This is a genomic window from Streptomyces sp. NBC_00503 (assembly GCF_036346895.1).
In the GTDB taxonomy this organism is placed as follows: domain Bacteria; phylum Actinomycetota; class Actinomycetes; order Streptomycetales; family Streptomycetaceae; genus Streptomyces.
This window is the reverse complement of the sequence record NZ_CP107855.1, coordinates 4,234,427-4,251,704: the sequence shown is the minus strand read 5'-3', so window position 1 is coordinate 4,251,704 and position 17,278 is coordinate 4,234,427. Positions and strand designations below refer to the sequence as shown.

The following is a 17,278-nucleotide window of genomic DNA, read 5'->3' as shown; positions in this document are numbered from 1 at the left end:
TTGCTTGTTGACGCTCAGCCAGGAAGGATGCCCGTCACTTCCTCCGCGCGCTGGCGCAACAGTGGAGCCAGCTCCCTGTACCAGCCGCGGCCGACGGCCTGGAGCATTTCGGCGAGGGCGACCTGTTCGCCGATCCGGCCGGCGGGTGTGTCCAGGACGTCGGCGAACTCGGTGCGGATGCGTGCGGCGACGGCGGGGACGCGGAGGCTGTTGACGTAGAGCATGGCCGGGTCGTAGCCGACAGGAACGGCGCCCCAGCGTTCCCAGTCGAGGATGACTAAGGGGTGGTGGGTGAGGTTGGCCCACTGGAGGTCGGCGTGGCCGGTGACGCGTTCGGTGATGGTCGGTGCGGGGATGCCGAGGAACTCGGGGAACACGCGGTCCGCCCAGGACTGACGGATGGTCTCGCGGGGCGGCTCGGCAGCGCTGAGGGCGTCCAGGCTCTCCCGCAGCGTCGCCCACCAGGAGTCCGGGAGACCTGGGTCCTCCGTAAGGTCGGGGGTTTCCGGGGAGATGACGGGCTGGGCGATGTAGTCGATCAGCTCGGCCTCGAAGACGTACTCCCCACCCTCCCATCGGTACAGGTCGTGGAGGTGGGGGCGGGACACCTTGTCCGAAACCCGTTCCTCGGCGAGCGCGATGCCCTCGTTCCGGGTGGTGGGGGTCTTGGCAGCTTCGCCGCAGTGGACGCGGAGCCAGTGGCCGTTCTCGGTGCGGGAGCCGACGGTCCGGCCGAGCCATCCCCAGGACAGCGGGCCCGTCGGAGCGGTGGCCAGATGTGAGGATGCGGTGGCGAGGGCGTCCTCCATGCGGGCCCTGGTGATCTCATCCTTGGGCGAGTACATCGATGACCCTCCTGAGCTGGTCCGGTTCGAGCGGCGAGGCGATGGCCTCCTTGGCGGCCTTCCAGTGCTGCGGCGTACTGGCGGACAGCAGTACCACGTCCAGGCTCGGGCAGGACACCGCAGCCAGGAGGCAGGCCGCGGCCGTGCTGGTGCCCGGTCGGATGAACTCGGCGAGTTCGGGTGTGGCCAAGTCGAGGAGTTCGCCGCCGTGCAGGGGTGAGGAGCCGAATGTGAGCAGGCCGGCGGCGCGAGCCTGGACGAGCGGGCCCCGCCCGCCGAGGGCGAGCGCGATCGGGCGGACCATGACGAGGCTGACCGGCTGCTGAATCGCGCCGAGGTGGTGTTCACCCGATCCGGCGGCCTCTTTGGCCAGGCCCAGGAGTTCGGGGACGGTGAATGCCTCGTGCTGGAAGCCGGACCAGGTGGCCACTCCGTATCCGGCGATGCGGCCTTCGGTGGCGTACTCCTCCAGCACGGCGAACGCACCGCGCAGCCGCGCGTGCAGCACCGCACGGTCCTGGTCGGCGTGCTCGGGGTTGTGGACGAACACGATGTCGGCGCGGCCCAGGGCCGCGAGGGAGCGACCGGTCTGCCAGCGGGCGAAGCCGGGGTGGAGGCTGTGGCCGACGGCGGCTTCCTCGGGCGTGAGGACTCCGGCCGCCACCGCGGCCTCGCCTTCCTGCCGGGTGAAGAACCCGGTCTTCGTCGCGACCATCGCACGGGGGTGGTCGGCGATGACCAGGCCGAGTGTCCGGTGGGCAGTGGCGTAGTTGGGTGCCGTGTCCAGCCAGACCAGCCCGTCGGAGCACGCGGTGCGCGCCGGCTCCTCGACGGCGCGCACCCGGTACGTCCCGAGCCCGAGGGCGGCGGTCACCTGGGTGCCCCGATCAGGGCGGCGGCCTGTCCGCCGACCAGAGCCGAGACGATCTCAGCGCTCTGGGCGACGGTGAGGCCGGATGCGGCGGCGAGGTCCCCGAGCGTGACCGGCTGCCCGCCGGCCAGACGGTGCAGCAACGGTGCGGCGGGCAGTGCGAAGGTCCACTCGCGCCCGGCGCCGGAGAAGGTCACCGCCTCGGCGTCCTGGTCCACCCGGGCGCGGGGCACGGTGACCTGGACGGTGATCCCGGGCTCGGGCGGAACCATCGCCAGGTGCGGCAGGGAAAGGCGCGGGTGCCCCGGGTGTGTGGTGTCCAGCGACCTCTCCCACCGGTCCAGAATCGCCGGGGCCTCCAGAGCGGCCAGCACTTCCTTGCGTACGGCACCCAGGTAGTCCGCCCACACTTCGGGGGTGCTGAAGCGAGGGACGTCGGAGCGGACGGTTGCGCTGGTCCGGAGGTCGTCGCAGAGCCAGCCGAGGAACTCGGCACCGGTCTGCGTGGCCAGTCCGAAGGTGAGGTGGAGCGATGCGGTGCCCTGGTCGGCGCTCACCGCGTGCCACCAGCCGCGTGGCAGGTAGAGCAGGTCGCCGGGCGTCAGGACGATGTCCGCGATCGGCTCGCCCGTCGGGGCCTCGGGGGCTTCGACGTCGCGCCAGGCGGGGGCCTGCCGGGTGGGTCCGTAGATCTTCCACCGCTTGGAGCCTTCGAGTTGGAGGACCACGACGTCGTGGTCGTCCCAGTGGGTACCGAAGCCCTCTTCGGACGTCCAGGAGGCGTACGCGTTGGCCTGGACGGGGGTCCGGAAGAACCGTTCGAGGCCGGCGGCGGCTGCCCGGACGGGCGGGTGGATCTGGTCGATCGCGTCGATGACGAGGGACGCCCCCTCGGCGAGGCGCGCGTGGAACTCCGTCGGCTGCGGCTGATACCAGGACACCCCTCGGCGGTTCGTGCGCAGAACGGAGTACGCCGTCGCAGGGACGGCCTCCCCCGCGCGGGAGAGTCGCATGCGGGGCGGCTCCAGCCGGTGCGCGGCGACGATCTCGTTGATGTCGTCCCAGGTCAACAGGGTGGGAACGGCGGCGTCGGCTGAACGGATCACTGCGTGGGCGCGGAAACACGTCTGGGCGAGGAACGTGTCCCCGCCCAGACGCTGCGCCCACGATGCGGAATCAATCACCGTGGGTCTCCTCGGTCGATCAGGTGTCGTTCATGTCCGACTTGCCACCGGTGTTGTCCGAAGCCTCTTCGGCGCGCGACCGCGCCGCGTTGATCCGGCGGACACCGATCAGCAGACCACTGGCCTGCTCGGTGGGAGCGTTCTCGTTCATCCCGTACTCCTTCCTGATCCTTGATGTGGCCCGCAGGGGTTCCTGCGGGAAATCTGGGGGCGGGGATGGTGCTGCGCGTGCACCTGCGGGGTCAGCGCCCCGTATCGCCGGCCAGGGCGAGAGTGACCACCAGGACGCAGGTGACTGCGATGTAGATCAGGACCGCGAGCTGCTGGCGCCATCCCCGCAGCGCCCTGCGGTTCAGCCTCGCTCCAGGCTGGAGGGGTCCTTGACGATCCACTCCGAGCCGCCGCCCTCGGGCCGGGCGAAGACCGCGTTCGCGTACGAGACACGGGTGGCCGGGTCTTCGTACTCGCCGATGAACTGGACGATGCCCCGCCGGTTCTCCAGCGGGTCGAAGACCGGCGTTCCTTCGCTGACCCAGCCGGGCACGGTCTGACGCTGGCGCGGACGGATCTGAGGGGCCACGGCTCTCTCCTTGGGCTCGGGCTGGCTCTTCGCTCCGGGGGACGCAGCGGGCCGCAGGTGCGACATGGGGTGCGGCCTTGCGGCCCGCTGCGAGGGGGAGGCCGCCATTCCCGGGCGGCTGTGACCAGTCAACTGCCGTACGCGTTTGGATGGATGGGCCAGAAGGCATGGCCATTTCGGGGACATGGCCAGGTTTTATGGCCAGGCTGGGATCAGGGCTCTGCCGACGGTCGGGGGATGGCGATGATGACCACGAACGAGGGCGACGGCGTGGAGCCGATCGGGCCGCTGCTGCGGCGCCTGCGCATGGCCGGCGGACGCACACAGGAGGGGCTGGCGGCGGATCTCTCCGCACGGCGGGGGTACCCGCTGGAGCAGGGTGCGGTGTCCAGGTGGGAGACCCACGAGCGGCTCCCGGACCCGGCTTCACGGGCGCTTCTGGCCGCGGAGTTCGGCGTACCGGAGGAGGAGCTCCGCCGGGCCGTCGCTCTCGCCCGGCGCCTTCGGCGACAGGAGCAGAAGGACCAGACCGACCAGGAGAACGAAGTGTTCGACCGCCGCGGATTCATGACGGCTTCGGCCGGCGCCGGGATCGCCGTCATACAGCCCTCTTCCCTGCTCTCGTCAGGACGGAGGATCGGAGCAGACGTTCCGAGGCAGTTGAGCCAGCGCACCGCCCGGCTCCGGCGCCTCGACGACTTCGTGGGCGGTGGCGACACGTACCAGATGTACGTCCGCGAGCTGGCGACCACGACCCGGCTGGCTGACGAGGGGGTCTACAGCGAGGTGACCGGCAGGGGGCTGCGGGGGATCATCGCCGAACAGGCCCAACTCGCGGGCTGGGCGGCATACGACGCGGGCCAGTACGAGGAGGCCCGCGGGCACTACATGACCGCCTTGGCCGCATCACGCACGGCCGAGGACAGCTCTCTGGAAGGCAACTCGCTGGCCTTTCTCGCGTACCTGGAATGGACCGTGGGCGGCGACTCCGGGATCCGCTTCGCCACGGCCGCGTACGAGGCGCTGGGTTCGGGGACGGCGCCCGTCGTGCGTGCGCTGCTGGCCGACCGACTGGCCTGGCAGCACGCGACCTCGGGGAACGCCCGGGAAGCGGACTACGCGCTGGGCCTCGCCGAAGAGGCGATCCACGAGCCCGGCGACGAGCCGGGCCCCGACTGGGCGTACTGGGTGGACCGCGACGAGATCGCGATCATGACGGGCAGGTGCTGGTCGGAGCTGCACCGGCCCCTGAGGGCGATCCCGGCTCTGGAGGACGCCCTGGGCCGGTACGACGACTCCCGGTCCCGAGACAAGGCGCTGTACCTGTCGTGGCTGGCGGCGGCGTATCTAGACGCCGGCGAGATCGAGCACGCGACCGCGATCACGACCCGGGTGTTCGACCTCTCCGAGGGACTCGCGTCGATCCGGCCGATGGTGCGGGCCCGCCTGATGGTCAAGCGACTGGAGCCCCACCGGTCCATCGCCCCGGTCGGTGCGCTGCTGGAACGGGCCAAGGGCTAGCGGGTGGCCCGCATGATCCAGTCCAGGTACTCGGCGCGGCCGGCGTCGATGGCGAAGGCGATGACCTCGGGCGAGTCGTACGGATGGTTGTCCACCAGGTGCTTCTCCAGCGCTTCGCGCCGGTCACCGGTCGTACGGAAGGTCACCTGGAACTCGGTGCCTTCGGAGACCTCTCCGAGGTGCCGGTACGTCGTCTCGATGGGTCCGGTCACCTGCCCGGAAGCGGCCAGATTCGCCTCCACTGCCGAGCGCGACAGCTTCCGCGCGGCGTCCTGATTGTCCACGGTCGTGATCACGATCAAGAAGTCAGCCATGGGGGCAACGTACCTGGCTTGGTGTCGCGTTGGCCTGCACAAGTCATTGATTCCAGCGAGATCGACGAGAGCCGATCACACCGGGCGCCCCGCACGACCCCGGCGCCCTTACGCGCTCCTGGCCGAACGGGTGACGGGAGCCTTTACCGCGCCCGCCGGAACCCTGCTTTCGGAGCATGTACCTGAAGAACGGGAAGAACGATCACCGCATGACCAGCCCCGGCATCGACCTCGACGCACCCCCTCCGGATCCAACTGGCCACTAGGGCGCCGATGCGCCGGCCCGTTGTGCCACTTGCCGACGCGGTGGCGCGGCCCCGACCCTGACGAGAGGCCAGCCGGAGGCCGACTCCGAAGCCGTTCGAAGGTCTGACATAGGCGATTCGACCAGGAGCGGAATTGCGCCGCCGTGCGGGCGGGGCCGGTCATTCCGCGGAGCCTTGCCGTTTTCTACATGCGCTCCAGCGTGCCCTGACGCATGATCACGCCGCCACCTCTCGTGGTGATCAACATGCCTGTGATCAGGGGGAGTCGAGCCATGCCCGAGAACGTCCGTACCACCAGAACCCGCAGCACGATCTGGCGCCGCACGCTGGCGGCCGGCGTCGTCCTCGCCGCCACCGGTTCCATCCTCGCGGCCAGCCCCCAGCGCGCTGAGGCGGCGCTGCCGACCCAGTCGATAGCCGACCCCGTCCACTACTGGAACGACGTCCTCCAGGGTGTGTTCAGGCAGGTCGAGGGTGGCCCGGTGCCGATGGCGCGGGCGGCCGCGATGATGAACGGCGCGATCTACGACGCGGAGAGCTCGTACCAGGCCAAGTGGAAGGGCCAGATGACCTCCGCGGCCTACATCCACGCGGCGGCCTACGCGGGCTGGGTCGAGGGGCCGGACGAAGAGGAACGCGTCATCGGCCGCACCGCGTACAACATCCTGCTCAATCTCTACGGCGTGAACCGGCCCAACAAGAACGCCCCCGACTTCACGGCCTACCTCGACAAGCGCTTCAAGGAGCGCTTCGGAACCGACCCGACCAGTGGCGATCTTCTGGACATCACCATCGTCAGCGGGATGGTCAACCAGATGATGAACGCCCGCGCAGGCGACGGCTCGGAGAATACGCAGGGCTACACCAGCGACAACAAGCCGGGAGCGTGGCGTCCCACCAGCTACCCCGACATGGTCGACGCCAAGTGCGCATCGGACGGCAATGCCGTCAACCCGGTCTGGGGGCAGGTCAAGCCGTTCTCCCTGAGCTCGGGCTCGCAGTTCCGGCCCACCACCCTCGCGCAGTACGGCACGTACGAGAACCTCGTGGCCAGCCCCGAGTACAAGGCGCAGGTCGCAGCCGTACGGAACGCCGGCGCGGCCGCCCCCACCGCCGCCACGCCGGTGATCAACCGGACCGCGGACCAGTTCAACGCGGCCTGGTTCTGGGCCAACGACAACGACGGCACGTACAAGCCCCCGGGCCACATGCTCCAGGCCACCCGTGAGGTATCCAAGGCCCGCGGCCTGAGCACGTACGCCAACGCCAAGCTCTTCGCGCTCGTCTCGATCGCCCTCGCCGACACGGGCATAGCCGTCCGCGACGCGAAGTTCTCCACCCCTATCGACCTATGGCGGCCCGTCTCCGCGATCCGCGAGGGCGGCCTCGACCCGCAGTGGAAGCCCCTCCTGAAGAACAATGCCGGCGTCAACGTCAACCCGTGCTTCCCCGCCTACGTCTCCGGCCACGCCTCCTTCGGCGCCGCCTGGGCGGGCATCATGAAGCGCTACTTCAACACCGACACCATCGCCTTCGACCTCACCACCGACGAGCCGAACGCGCCGGTCAAGACCCGCCACTTCACCAGCTTCAGCGCCGCCGCCAAGGAGGACGCCGACAGCCGCATCTGGCTCGGCGTCCACTACCCGTGGGACGCCACCGACGGCCTGATCCTCGGCGACAAGATCGCGGACCAGGTCTTCAGCACCAAGCTCCGCACCCTGTGACCTGAACGGCGGGGCGGGGCCTCTGTACCCCCGCCCCGCCGCATGGGAGCCTGAGGCCACCGCCCCTCCCTCCCCGCCAGGAGAAACCCCTATGACCCGCCGTTCCCGGACCGGGCCCGTCTCGCCGCTCTTCGCCTTCGGCGCGGTGCTCACCGCCGCAGGCGGGTTGCTGTACATGCACCCGGGACCCGGCCCGATGGCCATGGCCCTCGGGGCGCTCGCCTTGGCGGTCGCGGCAGCGGTGTGGGCCTCCTCCAGGCAGCGATGACCACAAGGTCCTGGGCCCAGCCGCAAGGCTTTCGTCACCGGGCCGGAGCTGGTGAGGCTGCGATCCGGTCGCGTTGAATTCAGGCGACGGACCAACGACGAGAGGCATCCGCGGTGACGGAGACGAAACGACGCGGCCGGCTGTGGGCCGCGGTGACGGTCGCGGCGACGCTGGTGCTGGGCGTAGGCCTGTACTGGTTCCAGCCGTGGAAGCTGTGGCAGGACGCGACCGTTCACGAGGCCATTCCGGCGGCCTCCCCGTCCACAGCCGCACCCGGGCCAACCCGCTCACCCACGACCCCGGCGACGGCCCCGAGCGCTCCGGCCGGCCCGCAGACCTTGGCCCAGGGCACCCTGATCAGCCACGAGCACACCACCACCGGCACCGCGAAGATCATCCGGCTCCCCGACGGCTCCCGCACCCTGCGCCTGGAGAACCTCGACACCAGCAACGGCCCGGACCTGCGGGTCTGGCTCACCGACGCCCCGGTGAAGGAGGGCGAGGCGGGCTGGTCCGTCTTCGACGACGGCAAGTACGTCAGCCTGGGCAAACTCAAGGGCAACAAGGGCGACCAGAACTACGAAATCCCCACCGACGTGAACCTGGCCGACTACGGCAGCGTCACCATCTGGTGCGACCGCTTCGACGTCTCCTTCGGCGCGGCGGCCCTGGCGACCGTGTAACCCAGCGCCGCCCGGATACCGCCCCCCCGCTTCCGCAGTTCGGCATCCGGGCCGCGCTGGCCATCCCCCGTGCCCTGATTCTCTCCGCGCGGTGCGCCGATGCGCATTGCCGGTGACCGGCAATCTTTACGCCGCCCTGATGCCGGTCGCGAGGAGCCGTCCGGATACATGTCACCCTTGTCCCCGCGTCAAGGGCGCGTCACGGACGCGTCAGGATCGGGGGAAGACCGTGGTGGAATCACAGACACCGGAGAACCATCTCGCGGGGTATGCCGAGACGCTCTTGCATGCCTGCGCCACGGGCCGCCGGCTGACCCGCGCCGAGCTGGAGTCACGCCGCGCGGAAGGGGAGCGGGCGGCTGAGGCCGGACTCCCGCTCCGTGCCCTGATACGCGATCACCTTGCCGCAGCCCAGGCCGTGCGGCCCCTCCCGGAGCCGGGCCCGCTCCTGGCGGCCGTCGAGCAGGCCGTGGACGCCTTCGTCGGGGGCTACGAACGGGCCCAGCACCAGGCCGTCCGGCAGGAGGAGGCGGCCCGCAGAGAGTTCATCGACGACCTGCTCTACGGCGGCAGCGACTTGGGCCGGCTGGCCGAGCGGGCCGAGCGCTTCGGGCTGCGCCTGTCGCAGTCCCACGCGGTCGCGGTGGCCACCGGTCCCGAACCGTACGGCGACGGATATCAGGTGGCGCGCGGCATCGAGTCGGCGGTCCTCGCCCGCTTCCCGGGCCGGCAGATCCTGCTGACCACCAAGGACGGCCGGCTGATCTGCGTGGCCCCCGGGGACCAGCCCGAGGTCCTGTCCTACTTCGCCAAGCGGGCCTACGCGGCCACGGACGGGGGCCGTGTCGCGATCGGCCGGCCACACCCGGGAGCGGGCGGGGTCGTCCACTCCTACGAGGAAGCCCTCAACGCGCTCGACCTCGCCCGCCGGATGGGCCTGGACGGGCCGGTGCTCCACGCCGTCGACCTGCTCGTCTTCCCGGTGCTGACCCGGGACCGGCAGGCCATGGCCGACCTGGTCGAGACCACCCTGGGCCCGCTCCGCAAGGCCCGGGGCGGCGCCCAGCCGCTGCTCGACACCCTCACCGCGTACTTCGACAGCGGCTGTGTGTCGACAGAGGCGGCCCGACGCCTCTCCCTCAGCGTGAGGGCGCTGACATACCGGCTGGACCGCATCCACACCCGGACCGGCGCCGATCCGGCCGACCCGCTGAACCGCTACACGCTCCAGACCGCCGTGATCGGCGCCCGCCTGCTGGGCTGGCCGGACGGCGAGGCCTGACCTACACCAGGGCGAAGTAGCGCAGCCACAGGTAGAGGGCCGAGACGGCGATCGTGACGGCGGTGACGATCAGGCCGTATCTGGTGAACTGCCAGAAGGTGATGGGTTGCCGGTTGCGTTCGGCGATGCCGAGGACGACGACGTTGGCGGAGGCGCCGATGGCGGTGGCGTTGCCGCCGAGGTCGGCGCCCAGCGCGAGGGCCCACCACATGACGTGGTCGGGGTCGCCGCCCATGTTGGTGACGAGTTCGCTGGTGATGGGTGCCATGGTGGCGACGTAGGGGATGTTGTCGACGATCCCTGACAGGACGGCGGAGCCTCCGAGCAGGAGCATGGAGCCACCGAGTTCGTTCCCGCCGATGACGTCCGCGAGGGAGCCGGCCAGGTCGCCGATCACGCCGGTCTCGATGAGGGCTCCGACCATGACGAACAGACCCGCGAAGAAGGCAAGCGTGGGCCACTCCACCTCGCCCAGCACCTCACCGGTCTCCACCTTGGAGACCGCGACGAGCAGGCCGGCGCCGAGGAGCGCGACGACGCTGGGTTCGTAGTGCAGCACGGGGTGCAGGACGAACCCGGCGACGACCAGGGCGAGGACACCCAAGCCCTGGACGAGCAGTCGTGGTTCGGTGATCGCCTCGCGCTCGCGCAGCTCCATCAGCTCTGCGGCACGCTTCTCGTCGTAGACGAAGTACTTGGCGAACATCACCCGGCACAGCAGCACCAGCACTACGGTCAGGACCGCGGCCAGCGGGGCCAGGTGGACCAGGAAGTCGTTGAAGGTGAGTCCGGCCCGGCTGGCGATGATGATGTTGGGCGGGTCGCCGACCAGGGTGGCGGTGCCGCCGATGTTCGAGGCGAACACCTCGGCGAGCAGGAACGGCATCGCTGGCAGCTTCAGCCGGTCGCACACCAGCAGGGTGACGGGTGCGACCAGCAGCACGGTGGTGACGTTGTCCAAGAGCGCCGAGGCCACGGCCGTGATGACGACCAGCATGGCCATCACGCGGAAGGGTCTGGCCCTGGCCTTCTTCACGGACCAGATGGCCAGGTACTCGAAGAGCCCGGTCCGCTTCAGGACGCCGACGATCATCATCATGCCGAGCAGCAGGAAGATGACGTTCCAGTCGATGCCGGTCTTGTCCGAGTGGAAGGCGGCGATGTCGTCGGTGGCTCCGATGGCCAGCATCAGCGCGGCGCCGCCCAGGGCGGCGGCGACGCGGTGGACCCACTCGGTGATGATCAGGACGTAGACGCCGGCGAAGACGGCGATCGCGGCCCAGCTCTGCCAGTCGCTCACGCCTGGCCGCCCACTGCGAGAAGGTGCCGCATCAGCCCGGCCGCCGAGACCACCCCGAGCAGCCGGCCCCTGTCGCCGTCGCGTTCGACCACCGCGACCAGCGGGACGTGGGTGCGGGCCATGGCGGCCGCGATCTGCATCGTCCCTGCCTCCGGACTGACGTAGGGCGGCTTGAACGTACGGGCGGGCAGCCACTGGGCGACGGTCTTGCCCGCGAGTGCCTCGGTCATCTCTTCGGCGTGCCGCTCGTCGATGACCGCGGCGAGCAGCGGGTCCTCCATCACGTACTCGGGGACGAGCTGGCGGACCAGCTGGGAGCCGGGGACGGCCGCGTACGGAGTGCCGTCTGTGTCCAGGACCAGCAGCGCGGGCAGATTTTGTTCGGCCAGCAGACGGATGGCGTCCACAGCCGGGGCGTCGGTCGTCACGTGCGGGTAGGGCTCGGCGAGTTCACGGGCGGGCATGGCGCTTCTCCTGGTCGGGTGCACTGCTTGGGGCGGGAAGAGTGGACGGCGTCGGTGCGGGCTCCTCGCTCGGGATGCCGGCGAGGTCGTCGACGCGGAAGAGGCGGGCGATCGGGACGTCGGTGCTGCTGTGGGCGATGATCGAGAAGGCGATGCAGACGGCGATCAGCGTGTAGGCCGCCTCACCCTCGGGGATCCCGGCCTGCAGGACGAGCAGGCCGTAGACGACGGACGCGAAGCCCTTGGGCCCGAACCAGGCGGCGACCAGCTTCTCCCGCCGCTCGATTCGCGCCCCTAGCAGGGACACCAAGAACGAGGCCGGGCGGATCAGCACGATCGCCAGCACGACCGCCAGGTACCCGCCCACTGAAAGGTCCCCGAACAGCTGCGGGGTCAGCAGGGCGCCGAAGACGAGGAGGGCGGCGAACTTGGCCAACTCCGCGAGCATCTCGCCGAGCGGTTCGAAGTGGGTCTTCGCCTCAGGCGAGATGGAGGCGAGGACGGCGCCTGCGGAGAACGCGGCGAGGTAGGGGTTGGCGTGGGTGAGGTGGCACAGCCCGTACAGGATGATCCCGGTCGCCAGTGGCAGCAGCGGCTGGAGCTTCGGCTCCGCGCCCAGCAGTCGCAGCCGCACCAGGCCCGCGACTGCCAGAGGCAGCACGATCCCGAAGACCAGCCCCAGCCCGAGCTCCAGAGCGATCGAGCCGATGGAAGCCTGCGCGTGTCCGGAGGTGGGTCCGGCGGCGGCGATCAGGACCAGTACGACCGGGAGGGCGAGGCCGTCGTTGATGCCGCTCTCCACGTTCAGCAGCTGCCGCAGCTTCGCGGGCACCTCCCGCCGTCCCACGATGGCGGAGGCGAACACGGGGTCGGTGGGCGCGAGGACCGCGCCGACGAGGAGGGAGGTCGTCCAGTCCAGGCCGACGAGGTAGTGGGTGATCAGCGCCATGCCGGCCATCGCGAGGGGCATGCCCAGCCCGAGCGCGCGGGCCGGGTTCTTCCAGTTCTGCCGCAGTTTCGGGAAGGAGACGTGCATGCCGTCGGTGAAGAGCACGGCGAAGAGGGCCAGATCGGCGGTGACCGAAACGATCTCGCTGTCGGCCGTGATGTGGATCAGCCCGAGGAACCCGTCACTGACCAGGGCCCCTCCGAGCAGGAAGAGGAGGGAGGTCGAAAGGACGGTGCGGGCGGCGAGCCCGGAGAGCAGTACGGCGACCAGCAAGGCCACACCGAAGACAGCGACGAGCACCATGGCAGAAGTCCCCGTTCCACGAAGAGAGTTATCCCCTGTTCGCCGACCAGGCTTCCCGGCACACCACCGGCTACTTTATACATTTCTTACGCGTCTTTGACGGATCTCTGACGGCAGTCCCACAAGCCGGAATCTTGCCGGACTCCGGCATGAACTCGCCAGATGGGCGGCGTCTATGGTGGGCGTTCGCACCAGAGAGGTACCAGTGAACGGAAACCCGGCGTATCACGCCATCGCCCTCGCGGCGGCCACCCTGCTCGTCCTTCCCGTCCCCGCGGCGATCCTCGCCGGCTGGACGCCGCCCAAGTGGCCGACGCGGGCCGCTGCCGTGTCATGCGCCTGGGCCCTGCTCTGCATCTACGCCCTCGCTCCCCTGAACGCCATCCCCAGGATGTTGAACGCACCCGACCCGGCCGTGATGGCCTGCACCGCGGCCGGCATGGTGTTCAGCGCGGCAGCCGTTGCCTGCCTCCTGCGGGCCGTATGGGTCTCCCGGCGCCCGACGCCCATGGGCGGCTGAGCGCGATGCCCGCAGTCAGAGCCGCCAACTGGGTACGGCACCAGGTCACGGAGTTCCGCATCGCGTGCGTCCTGTCCATGGCCGGCACGCTCACCACGCTGGCGGGACTTGCCCTGTACTCCATTCCCGGCGCCGGATTCCCACCGGTTGCCATCGGCCTCTCCTGCCTCACCACCGGCCTGGTCATGCTGGGCTCCGGAGTCAAAGACCACTGACCCCTCAGCCACCGTGGAGACGGTCCCGGCCGTGGCGCGCGGTCCGCCTACCGGGTACGGATACACGAAGTCCGATTTCGCCCAGTGGTTTTCGCTGGCCCGCTGGATGTACCAGCGGACGTGGATCAGACCCGAGCGCCCGACCCTGCTGTTCGACCTGGCCGAGGCCGACGCCTGGCCACCTTGGTGGCCTTCGTCGCGGTCATGCCGCAGGTCGCAGCGGACGAGGCGCTCGAGGTGTCGACCTGGTGATGGGCGACCTGATCCGCTCCTCCAGCTCCAAGATGACCAAGCAGCGGCTGCGGACACTGAAGGACCTGGACGTGGGTCAGGTGTGGCACGCGATGGCCCAGAAGACCGCCACCCCCCGAGGGCGACTTCCGTGCGACGCTCGACGCCATGGACGTCGGCCCGTTCCACACCGCCGCCCAGACGTTCAAGCTCCTCGCGCAGGAGCCCGACGACGGCGCCGAGCAGAGGGTCAAGTTCGCCTGTCACCCCTGGAGGGCGGCCATTATTGCCGAGGTCCGGCAACGACTTTGAACTGTCCCTGTGCCAAGCTGCAGGCCATGGGGTGGACTTTCAAGTTGCACGGCGGAATCGCTACCGCGCTGGGGACCGCACTGTTGGTGCTGGCCGCGCTCACCTGGATTCCTGGATCCCTGCCGATGAGCGCGTCGAGGTGGCTGGTGCCAGTGATTGTCGTGCTGTTCTTCCCGATCTTCATATCTGCCTGGGTACGCATGCTGTTGACGCGCGCCGACCGGCACTCGATGTGGCTGGCATTCCGGTGCCTCTCCGGCAGAGTTCAGCTGGTGCTTGCGACACTGGCCGTGGCTGGCGTCGCGATGATCATCATCAGTTTGGCCGTGGAGAGGAACTTGCAGTCGGCCGAGGTGAAGGACGGCCGCTACTTCGCCTTTGACACAACGCCGTATGCGCGCGGCCCGGTAGAGGTCACTCAAGACCAGTACGAGGCGGTCCTGGAGAGTGATCAGCGCAGCATGTTCGCGATCCCAGGCGTGCTTTTCGTCGTCGCCGCAACGTTCGTCATGGCATCCGGAGAGATCCGGCGATCAGATCGTGGCTTTGTGCCGTCGCGGCCGTGATGAGGCCATGATCTGCAGCGGTTCACGAAGCTGACGGCCATGCCCGGGCTCTGGCTGGTACGGCTGGAACGTTGGCATCTGGTCGGGCTTCCACTACATCGAACCGTAGGAGGCACGCTTGAACAGGGCACGTTTCGTATCGGTGCTGGCAGGTGCTGCCATCCTCGTCGCCGGGGGCGTCATGACCGCCACAGCCACCGACAGGCCACCCGCTCCTCCGCGGCCGCCGTGGGTGAAGGCCGACGGCACGGTGGACACGACAAAGCTGCCTGACCGGATGCCCGTCATGGGCCCGGACGGCCAGCCGGCGAAGGACGCCAGCGGCAAGCAGATCACCGTGGACGTACGGCCACCTGGGCAGCCGACTGGGCAACAGAACAAGAGTGATTCTCCGGGTAGCAACAGGCGGGTGGAGAAGCGCGAGAACGGAGCCGTCAACGAAATCTTCGAGGTCAAGCCCTCCGCTCCGCCCGTCGGTTAACCCATCAGAAGGGCCCCGAGCGGGCGATCGTTCGGGGCCCGACCCGTAGGAAGGGGCGCGACATGTCCGCGTTGGTGTCACTGGTCGCGGGCCTTTGGTATGCGGCCATCGCCGTCATCGTGTTCGACGACAACCCGCCAGCAATCCTCTTCGCCGCCGCATTCGGCGCTGCGGGCTTCGTGCTGGCCTCGGCCGGGCTCCAGATGCTGACCGGTCACCCGGACCAGGCTCTCCTTGCCCGGCGCGGCGCGTGGCTCGCACTTCTGACAACCGCGATCCCTCTGGCCGTCTGGGCGGTCAGCGTCGCGTCCTCTGACGCTCCTGCCGCGTACACACAACTTGCTTTCTCACGTGAGTACTTTGGGTACGTGGCTCTGGCGTTGACACCAGCGGTCCTGACCCTGCTACTGGTCCGCACCCGCGTCCGCCGCTAGGACCACGCAATCACGACGAACCCTCCGTGGAACCAGGCTCGATGGCAGCGCACAGTTTGGGGCTTCATGGCGAGAAGGACCGCCGCCGGAGTAGGAGGCCAACCCCGCGACCATCTACACGGACGCATCCGCCGGGACATGGGTAAAGGCCCCGGGCCGGCGCGACTGTGATCGATCCCCAGAGCGTAAAGGCCGCCGAGCTGCGTCAGCCACGGATCATCATCACCAGTGATACCGGCACGGCGGCGAGGCCGCCAACCACGACGAACGCACCCACAATCCGCAGAAAACGCTGCGACGGCACCGATCGATCCCGGCTCTGCTGCCGTGGGCTCCGCTCAAGGCCTTCCACCACCAGTGCACGCATCCGGGCAGACCCGCGCCGCGATGAGAACACCCCTCCCAGCGCGGCGGCCAGGATCCCCCATATCAACAGGAACAAGTCCGGAGACGCCTCATCCTGAACCGCTAGCAACGACATGCTCGGAATCCTCTACCGGCGGCACGAACACTTCAACGAGCATGCCAGTCATGCGACTTCGTTACCCCCTGTGTGACCTCGCGACCGGTGCTTGCACCGTGACGGTTACCCGTTATCGGTGGCGGCCAACGATCCCTACCCCCTGGGAAGTTCACGCTCATGCCTGACGCACGAGACCGTGGAGAGCCCGGTGCCGGGAGACCGGCACGCCGGGTTCGGAGAGCGGCCTGGGGAAACGGACCGGCGGAAACGCCGACACCGCGCCCCAGGCCGACTCAACTGGACCGCCGGAACTTCATCCTCGCGTCCAGCGGATACGCCCTGTCCGCCCTCGGGCTGCCCGACATGGACAGCATCACCCGCCGGACCACGACGGCTCCCCCGGGCGCCGTCCGCGTAGGCCGGGGTGAGGTGGCAGCGGTGCGCCACATGGTGAAGGCCCTGGGTGACTCGGCCTCCGAACTCGGCGGCGGCCACGCCCGCCACCTGGCCGTCCGGTACCTGACGCAGGACGTCGCGCCCTGGCTGGAGGGCCGCTTCACCGAGGCCACCGGCCGCGAGCTGTTCGCCGCGACCTCCCAGCTCGTCCACCTCGCCGGCTGGATGGCCCAGGACGAAGGCGACACCCCCGAGCTGCGCGGGCTCGCCCAGCGCTACTACGCCCACTCCTTCCGCCTGGCCGCCGAAGCCGGCGACCCCGAGCTGTCCGCCACAGCACTCCGAGGCCTCGCCGTCCAGTGCGTCGACCTCGGCTACAGAGCCGAAGCCGTCCAGCTCGGCGAAGCCTGCGTGAAGTACGGCCGCAGCCTCGACAACCCCCGCGCCGTCGCCTACTACGAGGCCACCCTCGCCAACGCCGCCGCCCAGGACGACGACCGCCGCATGGCCACCAAGCACCTCGCCATGTCCGAGGCGGCCATCGGCAAGCCGGCCGCCGCGGGCGGAGACTCCTGGGCCGCGCACTACTCCCCCGGCCGCTGGGCCCACGAGTCCGGCATGATCCTCTCCCGCCTCGGAGACCTCGACGCCGCCGAAGAGCACCTCCACCTCGCCCTCGACATCCACGGCCTCGACCGCCGCCGCACCCGCGCCATCGTCCTCGCCGACCTCGGCGGCGTCCGCCTCCGCCAAGGCGACGTCGACGGAGCCATGGCCACCTGGCGCGACTTCCTCGACTGCGCGGACGGCATCCGCTCGGTGAAGGTCCAGGCTGCCCTCCAGGACATGCGCGTCCGCCTGCGCCGGTACAACGGAGTCCCGGAAGCCCAGGAGCTCCGCGAGCGGGCGGCCCGCGTCACTGGCTGACGGGTTGCTGGAGCGAGCGAAGGACCGGCTCCGCGCCTCCTTCCGGGATTCCGACGGCCTTGGCGGGGGTCGTCTGGGCAGCTGCACAGTTACGCGGTACGTGCCGGGCGGCGGCCTCGGCGATCGCACGGTCGGCCTCGGGGAGCAGGGCCGTGTAGGTGTCCGCCGTGATACCT

General features: G+C 69.6%; 22 protein-coding genes. 12 read left to right on the top strand and 10 right to left on the bottom strand.

The window, feature by feature from the left end:
* Nucleotides 1–14 precede the first annotated feature (14 nt).
* The 5 genes from OG490_RS19910 to OG490_RS19890 all read right to left on the bottom strand — a co-directional run bounded on the left by OG490_RS19910 (nucleotide 15) and on the right by OG490_RS19890 (nucleotide 3,480).
* Nucleotides 15–845, bottom strand: coding sequence for a hypothetical protein (locus tag OG490_RS19910; RefSeq protein ID WP_330297645.1), 831 nt, complete (start codon nucleotides 843–845; stop codon nucleotides 15–17).
* Entirely contained in the window at nucleotides 826–1,719 is an 894-nt protein-coding gene (locus OG490_RS19905; protein WP_330297644.1) for an aldo/keto reductase, read from the bottom strand. The genes OG490_RS19910 and OG490_RS19905 overlap by 20 nt, the downstream gene beginning before the upstream one ends.
* Nucleotides 1,716–2,900 (bottom strand): cupin domain-containing protein, encoded by a 1,185-nt coding sequence (locus tag OG490_RS19900; protein WP_330297643.1) that lies wholly within the window; start codon nucleotides 2,898–2,900, stop codon nucleotides 1,716–1,718. Before OG490_RS19900 ends, OG490_RS19905 begins: the two co-directional genes overlap by 4 nt.
* Nucleotides 2,901–2,919: 19 nt before the next feature.
* On the bottom strand, nucleotides 2,920–3,051 hold the full coding sequence (locus OG490_RS19895; protein ID WP_258054030.1) for a hypothetical protein: 132 nt from the start codon (nucleotides 3,049–3,051) through the stop codon (nucleotides 2,920–2,922).
* Nucleotides 3,052–3,252: 201 nt separating this feature from the next.
* Nucleotides 3,253–3,480 (bottom strand): hypothetical protein, encoded by a 228-nt coding sequence (locus OG490_RS19890; RefSeq protein WP_037929703.1) that lies wholly within the window; start codon nucleotides 3,478–3,480, stop codon nucleotides 3,253–3,255.
* Nucleotides 3,481–3,717: 237 nt separating this feature from the next.
* Here OG490_RS19890 and OG490_RS19885 point away from each other — a divergent pair, with 237 nt between their 5' ends.
* Nucleotides 3,718–5,001 (top strand): helix-turn-helix domain-containing protein, encoded by a 1,284-nt coding sequence (locus OG490_RS19885; RefSeq protein WP_330297642.1) that lies wholly within the window; start codon nucleotides 3,718–3,720, stop codon nucleotides 4,999–5,001.
* On the opposite strand, the gene cutA is transcribed toward OG490_RS19885, so the two are convergent.
* Nucleotides 4,998–5,315: a divalent-cation tolerance protein CutA gene (gene cutA / locus OG490_RS19880; RefSeq protein ID WP_330297641.1), complete on the bottom strand. Its 318-nt coding sequence runs from the start codon at nucleotides 5,313–5,315 to the stop codon at nucleotides 4,998–5,000. The genes OG490_RS19885 and cutA overlap by 4 nt on opposite strands.
* A 538-nt stretch (nucleotides 5,316–5,853) precedes the next feature.
* On the opposite strand from cutA, the gene OG490_RS19875 reads away from it, so the two are divergent.
* The 4 genes from OG490_RS19875 to OG490_RS19860 all read left to right on the top strand — a co-directional run bounded on the left by OG490_RS19875 (nucleotide 5,854) and on the right by OG490_RS19860 (nucleotide 9,541).
* Nucleotides 5,854–7,308, top strand: a complete 1,455-nt coding sequence (locus OG490_RS19875; protein ID WP_330297640.1) for a vanadium-dependent haloperoxidase — start codon at nucleotides 5,854–5,856, stop codon at nucleotides 7,306–7,308.
* 91 nt (nucleotides 7,309–7,399) lie between these two features.
* Nucleotides 7,400–7,576 carry a hypothetical protein gene (locus OG490_RS19870; RefSeq protein ID WP_330297639.1) on the top strand — a complete coding sequence of 59 codons (177 nt, stop codon included), beginning with the start codon at nucleotides 7,400–7,402 and terminating at the stop codon, nucleotides 7,574–7,576.
* A 113-nt stretch (nucleotides 7,577–7,689) separates the two neighbouring features.
* Nucleotides 7,690–8,259 (top strand): DM13 domain-containing protein, encoded by a 570-nt coding sequence (locus tag OG490_RS19865; RefSeq protein ID WP_443065843.1) that lies wholly within the window; start codon nucleotides 7,690–7,692, stop codon nucleotides 8,257–8,259.
* Between the two features lie 229 nt (nucleotides 8,260–8,488).
* Nucleotides 8,489–9,541, top strand: coding sequence for a PucR family transcriptional regulator (locus OG490_RS19860; RefSeq protein ID WP_443046195.1), 1,053 nt, complete (start codon nucleotides 8,489–8,491; stop codon nucleotides 9,539–9,541).
* Between the two features lies 1 nt (nucleotide 9,542).
* Here OG490_RS19860 and OG490_RS19855 read toward each other — a convergent pair whose 3' ends face one another.
* The 3 genes from OG490_RS19855 to OG490_RS19845 are packed head-to-tail and all read right to left on the bottom strand — an operon-like array spanning nucleotide 9,543 to nucleotide 12,557.
* Nucleotides 9,543–10,841: an ArsB/NhaD family transporter gene (locus tag OG490_RS19855; RefSeq protein ID WP_330297638.1), complete on the bottom strand. Its 1,299-nt coding sequence runs from the start codon at nucleotides 10,839–10,841 to the stop codon at nucleotides 9,543–9,545.
* Nucleotides 10,838–11,305, bottom strand: coding sequence for a CBS domain-containing protein (locus OG490_RS19850; protein WP_330297637.1), 468 nt, complete (start codon nucleotides 11,303–11,305; stop codon nucleotides 10,838–10,840). The genes OG490_RS19855 and OG490_RS19850 overlap by 4 nt, the downstream gene beginning before the upstream one ends.
* Nucleotides 11,292–12,557: a cation:proton antiporter gene (locus tag OG490_RS19845; RefSeq protein WP_330297636.1), complete on the bottom strand. Its 1,266-nt coding sequence runs from the start codon at nucleotides 12,555–12,557 to the stop codon at nucleotides 11,292–11,294. Before OG490_RS19845 ends, OG490_RS19850 begins: the two co-directional genes overlap by 14 nt.
* A gap of 205 nt (nucleotides 12,558–12,762) precedes the next feature.
* Between OG490_RS19845 and OG490_RS19840 the strand changes: the two genes are divergently transcribed.
* From OG490_RS19840 to OG490_RS19815, 6 genes are all read left to right on the top strand, one after another.
* Nucleotides 12,763–13,077: a hypothetical protein gene (locus OG490_RS19840; protein ID WP_330297635.1), complete on the top strand. Its 315-nt coding sequence runs from the start codon at nucleotides 12,763–12,765 to the stop codon at nucleotides 13,075–13,077.
* Nucleotides 13,078–13,082: 5 nt separating this feature from the next.
* Nucleotides 13,083–13,292, top strand: a complete 210-nt coding sequence (locus tag OG490_RS19835) for a hypothetical protein (protein WP_330297634.1) — start codon at nucleotides 13,083–13,085, stop codon at nucleotides 13,290–13,292.
* A 399-nt stretch (nucleotides 13,293–13,691) separates the two neighbouring features.
* Nucleotides 13,692–13,835, top strand: coding sequence for a hypothetical protein (locus tag OG490_RS19830; RefSeq protein WP_330297633.1), 144 nt, complete (start codon nucleotides 13,692–13,694; stop codon nucleotides 13,833–13,835).
* Between the two features lie 26 nt (nucleotides 13,836–13,861).
* The gene (locus tag OG490_RS19825; protein WP_330297632.1) at nucleotides 13,862–14,401 is read left to right on the top strand and encodes a hypothetical protein; all 540 of its coding nucleotides are present in this window, start codon (nucleotides 13,862–13,864) and stop codon (nucleotides 14,399–14,401) included.
* A gap of 118 nt (nucleotides 14,402–14,519) precedes the next feature.
* On the top strand, nucleotides 14,520–14,882 hold the full coding sequence (locus tag OG490_RS19820) for a hypothetical protein (protein ID WP_330297631.1): 363 nt from the start codon (nucleotides 14,520–14,522) through the stop codon (nucleotides 14,880–14,882).
* 62 nt (nucleotides 14,883–14,944) lie between these two features.
* On the top strand, nucleotides 14,945–15,316 hold the full coding sequence (locus tag OG490_RS19815; RefSeq protein ID WP_330297630.1) for a hypothetical protein: 372 nt from the start codon (nucleotides 14,945–14,947) through the stop codon (nucleotides 15,314–15,316).
* Nucleotides 15,317–15,521: 205 nt separating this feature from the next.
* Here the strand turns inward: OG490_RS19815 and OG490_RS19805 are convergent, their stop codons facing one another.
* Nucleotides 15,522–15,797, bottom strand: coding sequence for a hypothetical protein (locus OG490_RS19805; RefSeq protein WP_330297629.1), 276 nt, complete (start codon nucleotides 15,795–15,797; stop codon nucleotides 15,522–15,524).
* A gap of 345 nt (nucleotides 15,798–16,142) precedes the next feature.
* Between OG490_RS19805 and OG490_RS19800 the strand changes: the two genes are divergently transcribed.
* Nucleotides 16,143–17,102, top strand: a complete 960-nt coding sequence (locus OG490_RS19800) for a tetratricopeptide repeat protein (protein ID WP_330297628.1) — start codon at nucleotides 16,143–16,145, stop codon at nucleotides 17,100–17,102.
* The last annotated feature ends 176 nt before the right edge of the window (nucleotides 17,103–17,278 follow it).

Coding starts and splice junctions, on each gene's coding strand:
- OG490_RS19910 (WP_330297645.1), bottom strand. CDS start 845: ATGTACTCGCCCAAGGATGAGATCACCAGGGCCCGCATGGAGGACGCC.
- OG490_RS19895 (WP_258054030.1), bottom strand. CDS start 3,051: ATGAACGAGAACGCTCCCACCGAGCAGGCCAGTGGTCTGCTGATCGGT.
- OG490_RS19885 (WP_330297642.1), top strand. CDS start 3,718: ATGGCGATGATGACCACGAACGAGGGCGACGGCGTGGAGCCGATCGGG.
- cutA (WP_330297641.1), bottom strand. CDS start 5,315: ATGGCTGACTTCTTGATCGTGATCACGACCGTGGACAATCAGGACGCC.
- OG490_RS19875 (WP_330297640.1), top strand. CDS start 5,854: ATGCCCGAGAACGTCCGTACCACCAGAACCCGCAGCACGATCTGGCGC.
- OG490_RS19870 (WP_330297639.1), top strand. CDS start 7,400: ATGACCCGCCGTTCCCGGACCGGGCCCGTCTCGCCGCTCTTCGCCTTC.
- OG490_RS19850 (WP_330297637.1), bottom strand. CDS start 11,305: ATGCCCGCCCGTGAACTCGCCGAGCCCTACCCGCACGTGACGACCGAC.
- OG490_RS19845 (WP_330297636.1), bottom strand. CDS start 12,557: ATGGTGCTCGTCGCTGTCTTCGGTGTGGCCTTGCTGGTCGCCGTACTG.
- OG490_RS19835 (WP_330297634.1), top strand. CDS start 13,083: ATGCCCGCAGTCAGAGCCGCCAACTGGGTACGGCACCAGGTCACGGAG.
- OG490_RS19830 (WP_330297633.1), top strand. CDS start 13,692: ATGGACGTCGGCCCGTTCCACACCGCCGCCCAGACGTTCAAGCTCCTC.
- OG490_RS19825 (WP_330297632.1), top strand. CDS start 13,862: ATGGGGTGGACTTTCAAGTTGCACGGCGGAATCGCTACCGCGCTGGGG.
- OG490_RS19815 (WP_330297630.1), top strand. CDS start 14,945: ATGTCCGCGTTGGTGTCACTGGTCGCGGGCCTTTGGTATGCGGCCATC.
- OG490_RS19805 (WP_330297629.1), bottom strand. CDS start 15,797: ATGTCGTTGCTAGCGGTTCAGGATGAGGCGTCTCCGGACTTGTTCCTG.
- OG490_RS19800 (WP_330297628.1), top strand. CDS start 16,143: ATGGACAGCATCACCCGCCGGACCACGACGGCTCCCCCGGGCGCCGTC.